This is a genomic window from Brevundimonas aveniformis DSM 17977, from assembly GCF_000428765.1.
GTDB lineage: Bacteria > Pseudomonadota > Alphaproteobacteria > Caulobacterales > Caulobacteraceae > Brevundimonas > Brevundimonas aveniformis.
Genome location: NZ_AUAO01000001.1, coordinates 267,545 through 281,643 on the forward strand (window position 1 = coordinate 267,545; position 14,099 = coordinate 281,643).

General features: G+C 64.3%; 13 protein-coding genes. 7 read left to right on the forward strand and 6 right to left on the reverse strand.

Annotation, left to right across the window (positions count from 1 at the left end; genetic code table 11):
- Positions 1-24 precede the first annotated feature (24 nt).
- The 3 genes from hslV to hslU all read left to right on the forward strand — a co-directional run bounded on the left by hslV (position 25) and on the right by hslU (position 2,388).
- The gene (gene hslV / locus G391_RS0101380) at positions 25-576 is read left to right on the forward strand and encodes an ATP-dependent protease subunit HslV (RefSeq protein WP_029085921.1); all 552 of its coding nucleotides are present in this window, start codon (positions 25-27) and stop codon (positions 574-576) included.
- Positions 573-1,019, forward strand: coding sequence for a GxxExxY protein (locus G391_RS0101385; RefSeq protein WP_281168393.1), 447 nt, complete (start codon positions 573-575; stop codon positions 1,017-1,019). Before hslV ends, G391_RS0101385 begins: the two co-directional genes overlap by 4 nt.
- Positions 1,020-1,089: 70 nt before the next feature.
- A complete protein-coding gene (gene hslU / locus G391_RS0101390) occupies positions 1,090-2,388 on the forward strand; it encodes an ATP-dependent protease ATPase subunit HslU (RefSeq protein WP_029085923.1) in 1,299 nt (432 codons plus the stop codon).
- On the opposite strand, the gene G391_RS0101395 is transcribed toward hslU, so the two are convergent.
- The 4 genes from G391_RS0101395 to recF form a co-directional block, all read right to left on the reverse strand.
- On the reverse strand, positions 2,383-2,832 hold the full coding sequence (locus G391_RS0101395) for a hypothetical protein (protein WP_156893816.1): 450 nt from the start codon (positions 2,830-2,832) through the stop codon (positions 2,383-2,385). The genes hslU and G391_RS0101395 overlap by 6 nt on opposite strands.
- Complete coding sequence (locus G391_RS15975) at positions 2,829-3,308, reverse strand: DUF4760 domain-containing protein (RefSeq protein ID WP_084169090.1); 480 nt, start codon at positions 3,306-3,308, stop codon at positions 2,829-2,831. The genes G391_RS0101395 and G391_RS15975 overlap by 4 nt, the downstream gene beginning before the upstream one ends.
- 1 nt (position 3,309) lies before the next feature.
- Positions 3,310-5,736 carry a DNA topoisomerase (ATP-hydrolyzing) subunit B gene (gyrB, locus tag G391_RS0101400; protein ID WP_029085925.1) on the reverse strand — a complete coding sequence of 809 codons (2,427 nt, stop codon included), beginning with the start codon at positions 5,734-5,736 and terminating at the stop codon, positions 3,310-3,312.
- 355 nt (positions 5,737-6,091) lie between these two features.
- A complete protein-coding gene (gene recF / locus G391_RS0101410) occupies positions 6,092-7,219 on the reverse strand; it encodes a DNA replication/repair protein RecF (RefSeq protein ID WP_029085926.1) in 1,128 nt (375 codons plus the stop codon).
- Positions 7,220-7,346: 127 nt separating this feature from the next.
- Between recF and G391_RS13490 the strand changes: the two genes are divergently transcribed.
- Positions 7,347-7,709 (forward strand): lysozyme inhibitor LprI family protein, encoded by a 363-nt coding sequence (locus G391_RS13490; RefSeq protein WP_051257039.1) that lies wholly within the window; start codon positions 7,347-7,349, stop codon positions 7,707-7,709.
- Between the two features lie 4 nt (positions 7,710-7,713).
- Here the strand turns inward: G391_RS13490 and dnaN are convergent, their stop codons facing one another.
- Positions 7,714-8,832, reverse strand: coding sequence for a DNA polymerase III subunit beta (gene dnaN, locus G391_RS0101420; protein ID WP_029085927.1), 1,119 nt, complete (start codon positions 8,830-8,832; stop codon positions 7,714-7,716).
- A gap of 256 nt (positions 8,833-9,088) precedes the next feature.
- Here dnaN and G391_RS0101425 point away from each other — a divergent pair, with 256 nt between their 5' ends.
- From G391_RS0101425 to G391_RS0101435, 3 genes are all read left to right on the forward strand, one after another.
- Positions 9,089-9,301, forward strand: coding sequence for a cold-shock protein (locus tag G391_RS0101425; RefSeq protein WP_029085928.1), 213 nt, complete (start codon positions 9,089-9,091; stop codon positions 9,299-9,301).
- 156 nt (positions 9,302-9,457) lie between these two features.
- Entirely contained in the window at positions 9,458-9,901 is a 444-nt protein-coding gene (locus G391_RS0101430) for a DUF350 domain-containing protein (RefSeq protein WP_029085929.1), read from the forward strand.
- Between the two features lie 3 nt (positions 9,902-9,904).
- Complete coding sequence (locus G391_RS0101435) at positions 9,905-10,735, forward strand: S1 family peptidase (protein WP_029085930.1); 831 nt, start codon at positions 9,905-9,907, stop codon at positions 10,733-10,735.
- A gap of 520 nt (positions 10,736-11,255) precedes the next feature.
- Here the strand turns inward: G391_RS0101435 and G391_RS0101440 are convergent.
- Positions 11,256-14,099 carry a M16 family metallopeptidase gene (locus G391_RS0101440; RefSeq protein WP_029085931.1) on the reverse strand — a complete coding sequence of 948 codons (2,844 nt, stop codon included), beginning with the start codon at positions 14,097-14,099 and terminating at the stop codon, positions 11,256-11,258.

The following is a 14,099-nucleotide window of genomic DNA, read 5'->3' on the forward strand; positions in this document are numbered from 1 at the left end:
CTCGTGCGCCGCCACCTGTGCAGCATGAACCAGAACAGCTTCCCCGACTGGCACGGCACAACCATCCTCGCTGTGCGCAAGAACGGCAAGACCGTCATCGCCGGTGACGGTCAGGTGTCCATGGGCCCCACCATCGTCAAGGGGGCGGCCCGCAAGGTGCGAACCCTGGCCGGCGGAAAGGTGCTGGCCGGCTTCGCCGGGGCCACGGCCGACGCCTTCACCCTGATCGAGCGGCTGGAAGGCAAGCTGGAGCAATATCCCGATCAACTGGCGCGCGCCTGTGTCGACCTGGCCAAGGACTGGCGGACCGACCGCTACCTGCGTCGGCTGGAGGCCATGCTGCTGGTCGCCGACAAGGACCAGATTCTGACGGTCACCGGCGTCGGTGATGTTCTGGAGCCGGAATACGGCGTCGCCGCCGTCGGCTCGGGCGGCAATTTCGCCCTGGCGGCGGCGCGGGCCTTGCTGGATCATTCCGACATGGACGCGGAGATGCTGGCTCGTGAGGCTATGAAGATCGCCGCCGAGATCTGCGTCTATACGAACGGAAACCTCACGGTGGAGACGCTGGGTTGAGCGGCGAAGCGGGTTCATCACAAAGCGCAGAAAGAACCCACGAAGGTCACGACGGGATCGAGCCTATTCCGGCCCACGTTGAACGGATCGGACGTGCTGTGATGGATGCGGCTTTCGCGGTCCACAAGGCGTTGGGACCGGGGTTGCTTGAGAGCGTTTACGAGACCTGTCTCGCCGAAGAGCTGAAGCAGCGCGGTCTGAAGGTCGAGAGACAGGTCGGCGTGCCGGTCCTCTATGGCGAGGCGCGATTGGAAGTGGGCTATCGGCTTGATCTGCTGGTCGAGGGCGCTGTGGTTGTGGAGATCAAATCCATTGAGGCGCTTGCGCCCATCCATACAGCGCAAGTCCTGACCTACCTGCGTTTTTCAGACGTCAGGTTGGGCTACCTGATCAACTTCAACACGGTCCTGCTCAAACAGGGCCTTCGCCGACTGGTTCTCTGACCCGTTGTGGTCTTCGTGACTGCTTCGTGCGCTTCGTGATGAACCGAGATTTCTCCCCGGACAAACCCAAATGACCGACCTTTCCCCCCGCGAAATCGTTTCCGAGCTGGACCGCTTCATTGTCGGCCAGGCCGACGCCAAGAAGGCCGTCGCTGTGGCCCTGCGCAACCGTTGGCGGCGCAAGCGGACGGATGAGGGCATCCGCGACGAGATCACGCCCAAGAACATCCTGATGATCGGGCCGACAGGCGTCGGCAAGACCGAGATCGCGCGCAGACTGGCGAGGTTGGCCAACGCCCCGTTCTTGAAGGTCGAGGCGACCAAGTTCACCGAGGTCGGCTATGTCGGTCGCGACGTCGATCAGATCATGCGCGACCTGGTCGAGGCGGCGATCCTGATGGTGCGCGAAACTGGCCGGGCCGGCGTGCGCGCCAAGGCTGAGCAGGCCGCTGAGAACCGTATCATCGACGCCCTGGTCGGGGCCGGCTCCGGCGAGGCGACCAAGGAGGCCTTCCGCAAGAAGCTGCGGGCCGGCGAGATGGACGACAAGGACATCGAGCTGCAGCTCAACGACACGCGCACGCCCCTGCAGGGGCTGGACATGCCCGGCGGCAATGTCGGGGTGCTGAACCTGGGTGAGATGCTGGGCAAGCTGGGGCCACAGCGGACCAAGACCTTCAAGACCACCGTGAAGGACGCCTGGACCCCGCTAATTGCGGAAGAGAGCGACAAACTGCTGGACGAGGAAAGCCTGATCCAGGAGGCCGTGCGGCTGGCCGAGAGTGAGGGCATCGTCTTCATCGACGAGATCGACAAGGTCGCCGCCCGCTCAGAGGCGCGCGGGGCGGATGTGTCGCGTGAGGGGGTCCAGCGCGACCTGCTACCGCTGATCGAGGGCACGACGGTGTCGACCAAGCATGGGGCGGTGAAGACCGACCATGTGCTGTTCATCGCGTCGGGCGCCTTCCATGTGGCCAAGCCGTCGGACCTGTTGCCCGAGCTTCAAGGGCGCCTGCCGATCCGGGTGGAGCTGAAGGCCCTGACCCGCGACGACTTCCGCCGCATCCTGACTGAGCCGGAAGCCAATCTGATTGCCCAGCAGGTGGCGCTGATGGCGACCGAGGGCGTGGATCTTCAGTTCACGGACGATGCGATCGAGGCCCTGGCTGACGCGGCGGTGGCGGTGAACGGTGCCGTCGAAAACATCGGCGCGCGCCGCCTGCAGACCGTGGTCGAAAAGACGCTGGAAGAGCTGAGCTTCAAGGCCGACAGCCACGATGGCGAGACGGTCGAAATCACCGCCGAGCTGGTGCGCGACCGGATCGACGCCCTGGCCAAGGACGCGGATCTGTCGCGGTTTATTTTATGACGTCGCGTCGGGGGTTGAATCTCCGCTACCGGCACTCCGCTGCGTCTCAACTTTCTCAGCTAGACGGGCTAGGTTTCGAGCAAGCAAGTCGTCAAATGTAAACGCTAAGATCGACAACACAATAAAGGCTAGGACTGCGGCCGCCCAATTCATCACGACTGCAAAAGTGATATTTGGCAACGACCACAGTTCACCAAGGCCTTGCCGATGAGTCTTTGAGTCGGCATTAAACTTTGACTCTGCCAACTGAAACAAGGCCTCTTTGCCTGCATCCGTCAGGAGCGTATTTTCACAAGCTGGTTGCGCGGCGCCCGGCTGGGCCATCGCCTCCTCAAGCCTCTTGCTGAATATCGAAATCATCACCCCTTGTGTGGATTCAGGAGCGTTCTTCGCCTGGCAAAACTGACGGATTCGGTTGAGTGCGTCTCCTGAGGGAGCGGTCATTTTTTACCCCCCTCCCCGGACCATCGAACAACTAGCGTCTCGTATTCTATATACGATCTATTATTTCCATAACTATTTCTTATTTCATAAATAAGCGGCGATAGACGAGAGAATGTCTTGATAAAGAAAGATCGATTATATCTATGCCAAAGTCGCTCGGATAGAGTTCCGGAATTTATTCCAAGTGAAATGGCCTCCATCGTATTCATAAAAGATAGAAGTTCGACCTTCTTCTTGCCGTCTATTTCCGTTACGTCCGATGAAGGCGGAAACATTATAGATGAGATGCGGACTGTATCAATGTTTTCAAAAAACCAGCTAGGCAAGGCCATGCTATCTCGAAGCGACAGAAGTACCTGAAATTGCCAGCGATCATCTTGGCGACGGTACCACGAAAAACCAATCACCAAGGCAGAAGCCATGGAAAGGATCGATAGAAGCAGTCCAAGAAGTTCGAATGGGAGATAGATATCCATCTTAGACGTCAACCTCGGCGTCCAGGGCGTTGTCCTGGATGAACTCGCGGCGCGGCTCGACGACGTCACCCATCAGCTTGGCGAACAGGTCGTCGGCATCGTCGGCGTGCTCCACGCGGACCTTGAGCAGGGTGCGTGCATTGGCATCCAGCGTCGTGTCCCAGAGCTGGTCGGCGTTCATTTCGCCGAGGCCCTTGTAACGCTGGATCGACAGCCCCTTCTTGCCGGCGTCCATGACCGCCTGAACCAGATCCAGCGGCCCGCGAATGGTCGTCGACCTGTCCTTGCGGCGGAAGACCGCCGGCGTGGCGAAGGCTTCGGCCAGGCTGACGGCGCGCTCGCCCAGTCGACGGGCGTCCATGGATCGGACCAGGGCCTCTTCGAGCACAATCTGTTCGGACACAGCCCGACGCACGCGCGAGAAGACGCTGGCTCCGGCATCGCCGCGCGTACCCGACCAGCGACCATCGCCCTCCTCATTGTAGAGGTTCAACCGCGGTGCCGCCGTCTCGACCGACCCGCCGTCTGCGAACAGCCCTCCCAGAGCCGCCTGTTCGACAGCGAAGGCCGGGGCCCGCTGGGCCAGACGTTCGACGAGAGCGCGGAACGTGCGAGCTTCGTCGACCAGGCGGCGCAGATCCGCGCCGGTCAGGCGCTCGCCGTTGGCCAGATCCAGCTCAGCCTCGTTTACCCCCTCCTCGACCAGGAAGGTGTTCATCTCGGCGTCGTCCTTGAGGTAACGGAAGCTCTTGCCCTTGGAGGCCTTATAAAGGGGCGGCTGGGCGATATAGAGATACCCCTGCTCGATCAGCTCGGGCATCTGACGATAGAAGAAGGTCAGCAGCAGGGTGCGGATATGCGCGCCGTCCACATCCGCATCGGTCATGATGATGATCTTGTGGTAGCGCAGCTTGTTGATGTCGAATTCGTCGCGCCCAATTCCGGCCCCGAGCGCCAGGATCAGGGTCCCGATCTGATCTGAGGACAGCATCTTGTCGAAGCGGGCGCGCTCGACGTTCAGCACCTTTCCGCGCAGGGGGAGGACCGCCTGGTTCTCACGGTTGCGCCCCTGTTTGGCCGAGCCACCGGCCGAGTCGCCCTCGACGATGAACAGTTCGGACTTGGCCGGGTCGCGCTCCTGACAGTCGGCCAGCTTGCCGGGCAGCGATGAGATGTCGAGCGCCGACTTGCGACGGGTCAGTTCGCGGGCCTTGCGGGCGGCCTCGCGGGCAGCAGCGGCTTCGACGATCTTGGCCACGATCTGACGGGCCTCGGTCGGGTGTTCCTCGAACCACTCCGACAGACCTTCCGTACACAGACTTTCGACGGCGGGGCGGACCTCCGACGACACCAGTTTGTCCTTGGTCTGGGAACTGAACTTGGGGTCCGGCACCTTGACCGACAGGACACAGGTGAGGCCTTCGCGGGCGTCTTCGCCCGAGACAGAGACCTTTTCCTTCTTGGCCGCGCCGGCCTGTTCGATATAGCCGCTCATCACCCGCGTCAGGGACGCACGGAAGGCCGACAGGTGCGTGCCGCCATCCCGCTGGGGGATGTTGTTGGTGAAGCACAGCATCGTCTCGTGGTAGCTGTCGTTCCACCACAGGGCGAGGTCCAGTTCGATCCCGTCCTTCTTGCCGCGCACGACGATGACGTCCTTCAGCAGCGGCGTCTTGGACTTGTCCAGGTGGCGCACGAAGGCTTCGACGCCGCCCTCATAGTGCAGCGTCTCTTCGAAGGGTTCGGCCCCGCGCAGGTCCTTCAGCTTGATGACCACGCCGGAGTTCAGGAAGGCCAGCTCACGCAGGCGGTGCTCCAGCGTCTTCAGGTCGAAATCGATATGGCTGAAGGTCGTCATCGACGGGAAGAAGGTGACCTCGGTGCCGGTCAGCAGCTGACCGGCCTTTTCACCCTCGGTGCGGATCGGGGCCTCGCCGACGACCTTCAGCGAGGTGACCGTATCACCGCGCTCAAAGCGCATCTGGTGTTTCTTGCCGTCGCGATAGATGACCAGCTCCAGCCAGTCCGACAGGGCATTGACCACCGAGACGCCGACGCCGTGCAGACCCCCGGAAACCTTGTAGGAATTCTGGTCGAACTTACCGCCGGCATGCAGCTGGGTCATGATGACTTCGGCGGCCGAGACACCCTCGCCCTCGTGGATGGCGGTGGGGATGCCGCGACCGTTGTCGGTGACCGTGACCGAGCCGTCCTCGTTCAGGATCACCTGAACAAGATCGGCGTGCCCGGCCAGGGCCTCATCGATGGCGTTGTCCACCACCTCATAGACCATGTGATGCAGGCCCGAACCGTCATCGGTGTCACCGATGTACATGCCGGGGCGCTTGCGAACAGCATCCAGCCCCTTGAGAACCTTGATGGAATCCGCGCCGTATTCAGACTGCGGCGTGTCGTTTTCGTCGGTCATTCGATCTGTCGGAAAGGCCCGGTCGGGGGGCTGGAGAATGTCAGGTGCACAGTCAGCGAATCCGCGCCGCGCGAGACGATGAATATATAGGGATTCACCCTCAGAAAGCGAGGGAAACTCGGCGAAAACAACAACCCGTAGTGGGTCCGACATTGACACAAACCAAGGGTCGTTCAAGCTGGCGGTGTGAGAGACGCAGCTTGCTCTCCGCGCGCCTTCGTTACGTCGATTGAATCCCTGTCTCGGCCCACTCACCAATGGAGGGCACAGTGCGATCTTCGAAGAACGCCAAGATGCTGTCAGGCCTTGCCATACTGGCCCTGTTGATGGCTGTCATCATCATCAGGCTGTTGGGCTAAGCCGGGTCGAACCCGCCGCCGCTTACACGCACGAAGGTCGCTTGACCCTCCAGGGCTGCGAACAGGCCGCGCTCGGTCCCGGTCATCACCGCCTGGAGGCCCAGGGCCTGGATCTCGTCGAACAGAGCCGCACGCCGCCGGTCGTCGAGGTGTGCCGGGGCCTCATCGAGGAGCAGGATCGGCCTCGACTCGTCATCAGCAAGGCGCGAGAGCTGGGCGAGGATCAGGTTCAGGACCAGCGCCTTCTGTTCGCCAGACGACCCCTCGGAGGCCGAGCGACCTTTCTCACGATGCAAGGCCGTCAGGTCGGTTCGGTGCGGGCCGAAGAGCGAGCGACCGGTCGCCCCGTCACGCCCCCGAGCGCGTTGGAAACCTTCGACAAGGAAGCCTGAAATGTCGTCCTGTCCGGCTCCATCGGCGGCCCGTGCCTCCGCTTCGCCGGCCAGGGACAGGTCCCCCTGGGGAAACGCTGTCGCGGTCCGGGCGTCGATCGCCGCCTGCAGCTCTGCCAAGGCTTCGAACCGGTTTATCGCCGCCGACGCCCCATGCTCAGCCAGCCGCGCCTCCAGGGCATCGAGCCACATCGGATCGGCGACCCCATCCCGATCCGCCGCATCCGACAACAGGCGTAACCGCTCCCTGAGGGCCTTTTCATAGGCCGCGACGGCATGGGCATGACTGGGCCGCGCGGCGAAGACCAGCCGGTCGAAGAACTTCAGCCGCTCGGCCCGACTGTCCGAGAACAGACGATCCTGATCCGGCGTCGCCCAGATCGGGCGAATGTGGTCGAGCAGGTCGCCCGGCTGAGCCGGCTCGCCGTCGATACGGACGATGCGCCGGGCACCGCCTGGGGCCTGAATGCCGGTGCCGAGGCGTCGCTCGTCGTCGCCCAGCACCGCCGCGACCGCCCAGGCCCGGCCCGCGGCCTCGCCCGGCTCGCGTCGCCCGACCTCGGCGGTCCCCGCACCGCGCAGGCCCTTGCCGGGCGTCAGGAAGCTGAGCGCCTCCAGCACATTGGTCTTGCCCGCCCCGTTCGGCCCGTGAAGCACAGTGATCCCGGCACCAGGTTCCAGCCTGGCCGTTTCGTAGGAGCGGAAGTCCGTGAGGGTGACAGAGGTGATCACCTGACCGACCTAGCAGGATGGCGCACCGGCGCACACCCGCCGATCACATTCGTCATTGCCCGATTGCCAGAACGATGTTCCGGGGCGCTAATGGGTCCGCACGGCAAATGCGAGATGTGAGGCTAGGATGAAATACGCGCCCCTTCTGATCGGCCTGATGGCTACCGCCCTAGTGGCCCCGGCCGCCGCCGCGCCGACCCGTGATGTCGGCCAGCTGACCAAGCAAAACCAACCCAGCTTCAACTGCCGACGCGCCGGGACACGGGTAGAGCACCTGATTTGCGGCGATGCCTATCTCAGCCAGCTCGACCGGGAAATGGCCCATGAATACGGGGCCTTCCAGCGGCGGATTTCGGCTTCGGAGCGCGTGCGGCTACGCGAGAATCAGCGCCTCTGGATCGCGGATCGCAATCGCTGCACGACAGTCTCATGTCTGGTCGCCACCTATGAAGACCGGATCGCCTGGCTTCAGGGCAGCGGGCGATACTGACGGCCTAAACCCTCAGCGGCATCAGCACGTACTGGACCCCCGGGTCCGCCGGATCGAGCACGAGCGTCGGGCTGGCCGGGTCGGCGAAGCGATAGTGGGCCTCGTCGCCGGTGATCTGGCCGGCGATGTCCATCAGATAGCGGGCATTGAAGCCGATCTCGAAGCCCTCGTCGTTATAGTCGATCTCGACTTCTTCGGTGGCCTGACCGGCCTCCATATTGCGGACCGTCAGCGTCACCTTGCCCTGATCCAGGGCCATTTTCACCGAGCGCGATTTCTCAGCCGAGATGGTCGAAACCCGGTCGACCGCCTGGGCAAAAACAGCGTTGTCCAGCACCGCCAGCTTGTCATTGCCCTTGGGAATGACCCGCACATAGTCGGGGAAGGAACCGTCGATGACCTTGGACGTCAGGGACGCCTTGTCGAATTCAAAACGGATCTTCTGGGGGCTGATCTGGATTTCGACCGGACCGGAGCCCGCGTCGAGCAGACGGCGAACCTGATCGATCGTCTTGCGCGGGACGATGACGCCGGGGCCGCCCGCGGCGCCTTCGGGCGCGGGCGTCTCGGCCAGGGCCAGGCGATGGCCGTCGGTGGCCACACCACGCAGCAGGGCCTGGCCACCCTCGGACACCGTGTGAAGATACAGACCGTTGAGGTAATAGCGCGTCTCTTCGGTTGAGACGGCGAAGCGGGTCTTGTCGATCAGCCGAACCAGATCGTCCTTGAGCAAGGTAAAGCGGGCCCCGGTGCTTTCGGTCGACATCACCGGGAAGTCGCCCGCCGGCAGGACCGGCAGGTTGAAGCGCGAACGGCCCGCCGAGACGGTCAGGCGCGGATCGTCGCCCGAATAGCTCAGTTCGACCTCGGCACCCTCGGGCAGCTTTCTGACGATATCGAACAGCGTATGGGCCGGGGCGGTAATCTGGCCTTCCTGACTGACGTTAGCGTCGGCCTCGTCGACCATCTCCATGTCCAGGTCCGTCGCGGCGAAGCTCAGGCGATCCCGTCCGGCCGACAAAAGCACGTTGGACAGGATCGGGATGGTGTTTCGCCGCTCAACCACACTCTGGACATGCCCGAGGGCCTTGAGGAGTGCAGCGCGTTCGATGGTCAGTTGCATTCTTGTTCGTCCGTCAAGCGCGACTCGCGCGCCCGTTCAACATCTTTGGACCCCGGACACTAGCCGAAAGCGAGCCAGCTTCAACCTGCAAGACCGCACGTTCGCTTGCATGGCGAGTGGATTTCCGTCACATCTTCGCCCGTCGACTGTCCACGCCTATGCCGACGGTCCAGCCTTGGCTGGCCCAAGCCTAAGTTCAGCAGGTCCGACAGCCTCCGGGAGCGGTTTTCGGAGGCAACCTACATCGGAGGCTGCCATGGCTACCGGCACCGTCAAATGGTATAACACCACTAAAGGCTACGGCTTTATTCAACCTGATGGGGGCGGCAAGGACGCCTTTGTCCATGCGACCGCCGTCGAGGCGTCCGGCATGCGGAGCCTGAACGAAGGTCAGAAGGTCGAGTTCGAACTTCAGGCCGACAAGCGTTCGGGCAAGGAAGCGGCCGTCAATCTCAAGGCGATCGACTAGCCTGAGTTCGCATAAGCGGGTTTTCCCGCCTGTGCACAGGACGCCCGGCCGCATCAGCGGTCGGGCGTTTTCGTTTCGGGACACCAGCTTGGCGCACAGCTTGCATCGGAGGCTTGTCCCGCGACCATTTGGGTCGTTTGCCAACCCGTAGTGCCCATGGATCAGTCCCAGCTGCTGTCGCTTTTCAACGCCGCCGAGCTTCAGGCCTTCATGGCCGGATTCCCCGTGCTAATGGCCCACGTCGGCGTGACGGTGGTCATGCTCATGCTGGGCGCGACCCTGTATGCGATCCTGACCCCCTGGAAAGAAATCTCGTTGATCCGTAACGGAAATTCTGCCGCGGCCGTCGCTTTTGGCGGGGTCCTGGCCGGGTTGGCCATCCCGTTGGCGGCGTCGCTGTCGGCGTCCAACTCGACCATTGAGATTATCATCTGGGGCCTTGCGACGGTGATCGTTCAACTGCTGGCCTTCCGCATGACCGACATGGTGCTGGCCGGGCTACCTGACCGAATTCGGGACGGCGAAATATCGGCGGCCGTTCTTCTGGTCGCGGCCAAGCTCTCGGTGGCGCTGATCCTGGCGGCGGCGGTGACTGTCTGATCCATGGCACGGCATCTGGACTGGTTGGTCTATGGAGGGCTCGTCGCGGGGGCCGTGGCCCTGTCGCTGGCCTTTCGGTCCGCCGATGCGCCCCCGGCGCCTCCGGTCGCCGGCGAGGACGAACTGGGTGGCGTCCTCGGGCCGGCCACGCCCTTTGATCCGACCGTCGTGGTCCAGGCCCCCGATGCCCGTCGCCAACTGACCAGCGGCACCGCCTTTGCCGTGTCCGGTGAGGGTCAATGGCTGACGGCCCGCCATGTCGTCGAAGGCTGTCGAGAGGCCGCGCTGATCGTCGGCGGTGACCGTGCGGTGGCTGCCGACATTCAGCTGGCCAGGGACTCCGACATCGCCCTGCTCACGACGGACGGCGGGCCGAACGCCCTGCCCGTGGGCCCGGCACGAGAGCGTTTGAGAGTCGGTCGCCATGCCTATCACCCCGGCTATCCGCAGGGACGGCCCGGCGAAGCCGCTTCCAGGCTGATCGGACGCGAAACCCTGCGTTTTCGCGGGCGAGGCCAAAGGGACGAGCCCGTCCTGGCCTGGGCCGAGATCGGGCGGACGGAGGGGCTTCACGGAACCCTGTCCGGTCTGTCGGGAGGGCCGGCCCTGGACAGTCAAGGCAGGGTCATCGCCGTGACTATCGCCGAGGCACCCCGTCGAGGTCGCATCTATACGACCGCGGCAGAAAGCATGGCGGCGGCCACCCAATCGGTGGATCAGACCGGCCAGTATGCCCCCGGCGCCGTCATCAACACCCACAACTACGGCACCGTGGCCGATGGGTTGAGACGCGACCTGAGGGTCGCCCAGGTCGTCTGTTTGTCGGCGGCTTGAGGCGGACAAGGGGGCGACATTCCACGGTGGACGGAAAAGTCCGGTGTCCACAGGTTCGGATATGCGGACAAGGTCGCGATAGCGGGGCAATTGCGAACCGCGAACGGCGCGGCCTGCAAACGACGACAATGGCAAAGACCACCAGGGCAGGCCAAAGGTTCAGCCTGACCTGTCTCCCATCCTACTGGACCCCAAGGCGACGAGGAGAAGGGTCAGGCCCGATGCTTCAAATCTGTATCGAGAAGGGCGCGATTACACGGTCGAAAGTCGGGTGTATCCGTCCCCATCGGCGACGCGTTTGCGGCGGGTTCAGGTCTGTCGGCGCGCACGGCGCGGGCTGGCCTCACCGCCGCGTCATCCTCGGGCCAAGGCCCGAGGAGCGGGCGTCGGATTGAGCGGCCTGTCGGGGCGGCCTGGGCAGCCGTGGGTCTTGGCCTGAGGGTGACGAGAGGGGCGCAAACCGACGTCGCGGGGCACACAGGCTTTTCGTCGAAAAGCGCGTATGCCCCGCCGGTCGTCCCTAGCGCAGCGCCGCGCTGTCCAGATCCAGTTCCGTCAGCGGGATCACCTCGACATTGGGGTGCGCAGCGCGGAGCTGGTCGATGAACTGGGCCGCGTCGCCCACGACCACGATCGAGAACAACGCCGGGTCGAGCTCGGCGGCTGCGACGCGCTGGATATCGGCGGCACTAACCCCGCGCACCCGGTCCGCATAGTCGGCCATTTCCGAGATCGGCAGGCCGTTGTTGGCCAGATTGGCCACCGCGCCTCCCAGACCGTCCACCGTCTCCAGCGAGCGCGCATAGCCACCCACCAAGGTCGCCCGGCGCGGAGCCAGCTCATCCGCCGTAGCCTGTTCCGCAGACAGGCGCGTCACCTCGGCCAGGATCAGGCTGACCACCTCGGCGGCAGCGTCGTTGCGGGTCTGGGCCTGGGCGGTGAGGATGCCGTCGTCCTGGCGCGCCGAAAGCCCCGAGCCTGCGCCATAGCTGAGGCCGCGCTCGATGCGGATCTCGCGGTTCAGACGGGCGGAATAGCCACCACCCATCACCGCATTGCCGACCAGCAGGGGGTAGTAGTTCGGGTCGGCCCGGTCGACGGCGCGCGCGGCAGCATAGACCGCCGCCTGGCCGGAGCCCGGCAGGTCAATCACGATCACGCGCGGGGCCACAACCACACCCGCCGGATTGTCCGACATGGCCACACCTGTCGCCGAGGGCACCCAACCGCCGAAAGCCTCTTCGGCCATGCGGAAGGCAGTGTCGGGATCAATATCCCCCGAAAACACCAGGGTCGCCGTCTCGGGCCGCCAGGCCCCGGCGTGGAACATGGCCACATCCTCACGCGTGATGGCCGGCAGGCTGTCGACCGTTCCGCCGCCCGGAGCGCCGTAGGGCGCATCCCCATAGACGGCGCGGGCTGCGACCGCCGATGCGACCGGTCCCGGCTGGCTCATGGAGACGCGAATGCCGTCAAGTGCCTGGTCGCGGGCCCGATCCAGTTCCTCCTGGGCGAAGTCCGGCGAGCGCACCAGCTGGGTCATCAGGGCGAACGTCTGATCGAAGGTATCCGAGGGACTGTTGGCATAGACACTGGTGAAGTCCGCCCCGGCAGAGGCCCCGACCGCAGCGCCAAGCCGCTCGATGTCGGTGGCGATCTCGGGGGCTGAACGCCCGGCGGCCCCTTGCGTCAACAGACCGGCCGTCATCGACGCCAGGCCGGCGCGACCGGCGGGATCATCCGAGGTCCCGGCCTGGAAGGACAGGCGGGCCGAAATCAGCGGCAGGCCATCGGTTTCGGCCACCAGAACCCGCATGCCGTTCGCCAGACGGCGCTCCACGACCTGCGGCGTTTCGACGGCGCGCTCCGGCCCCGGCTGGGGCAGGGCGATCCGCTGATCCTCCGGCGCGAGTTCAACGATCTCAACGTCGGTCGCCAGATCGGCCAGGGTGACCGGCGCACCGGTCTGGGCCGCCGTCGGCTCGGCGGGAACACCGTCCGGCTGCTGATCTTCGTTCAGATAGCGGACAACGATGCGGCGTTCGGGCGTCAGATACTGGCGCGCCACACGCATGACGTCGGCGGCGGTCACGGCCTGGATCGCGGCCACCTCATTGTCGGCGGTTGCGGCGTCACCGGTCATAATCAGCGCATAGCCGAGGGCAAAGGCCTGATCGTCAACGCTCTCTCGCTGGCGCAGCAGGCCTGCCACCAGTTCGGTCTGGGCTTCCTGAAGCTCTGCCGCCGTCACCGGCTCGTCACGCAAGCGCGCAATCTGGGCCAGGATGGCGGCCTCACCCTCCTCGACCGTGTGGTCGCCGGTCATCAGCGAATAGGCGGCGAGGCTTCCGCCCTGCTGGGCAAAATCGGGGGTCGAGGAGGCCTGAGCCGCGATCTGGGTGTCGTACACCATCGACCGGTACATCCGCGACGATTCCCCGGTGGACAGGATGCCGTCCAGAACGGTCAGGGCCGCACGGTCGGCGTGGCCATAGGGAACGGTCTGCCAGGCCACGACCACCGCCGGGAGCGGAACGTTCGGCGCATAGTAGGTGGCCTCACGCGGGGCCGCCGTCGCCGGCTCTGCGACATCATTGGCCGGGATCGGCTGAGCCGGATTGGTGATCGCGCCGAAATACTGATCGACCCAGGCGTCGAGCTGGCCCTGGTCGAAATCGCCCGTCACAATCAGAACGGCATTGTCGGGACGATAGTAGGTTTCGTGGAACCGGCGCACATCGTCGATGGTCGCGGCCTGGAGGTTTTCCAGCGAGCCGATACCGGCCCGGCGATACGGATGCTCGCGCCAGATTTCGCGCGGCATGTAGAGGCCGAACAGCCGACCGTAGGGCGAGGCCAGAATGCGCTGACGCAGTTCTTCCTGAACCACGGCGCGCTCGGAATCGAAGCTCTCCTGGTTGACGACCAGAGAGCCCATGCGCTCGGCTTCGGCGAACAGCATCCGCTCCAGATGGTTGGCCGGCACCACCTCATAGTAGTTGGTGAAATCATCCCAGGTGGAGGCGTTGTTGAAGCCGCCGACATCCTCGGTCAGCCGGTCGAACGTCTCTTCCGGAAGGTTGCGGGTCGATTTGAACATGATGTGTTCAAACAGGTGGGCAAAGCCGGAGCGATCCTCGGGATCATCCTTGGAGCCGACGCGGTACCAGACCTGGACGGTGACATCGGCTGTCGAGCTGTCCGGGCGCGACCAGACCTGAAGTCCATTGGGCAGGGTCCGCAGCTGGAAGCCCAGCGGTGCAACCTGGACCCCCTGGGAGGCTGTATCCTGGGCGACGGCCAGGCCGGGCGTTCCGGCAATCAGGGCCGCAGCGGCGGCAGTGGCGAGAAAGAAGCGCTTCAT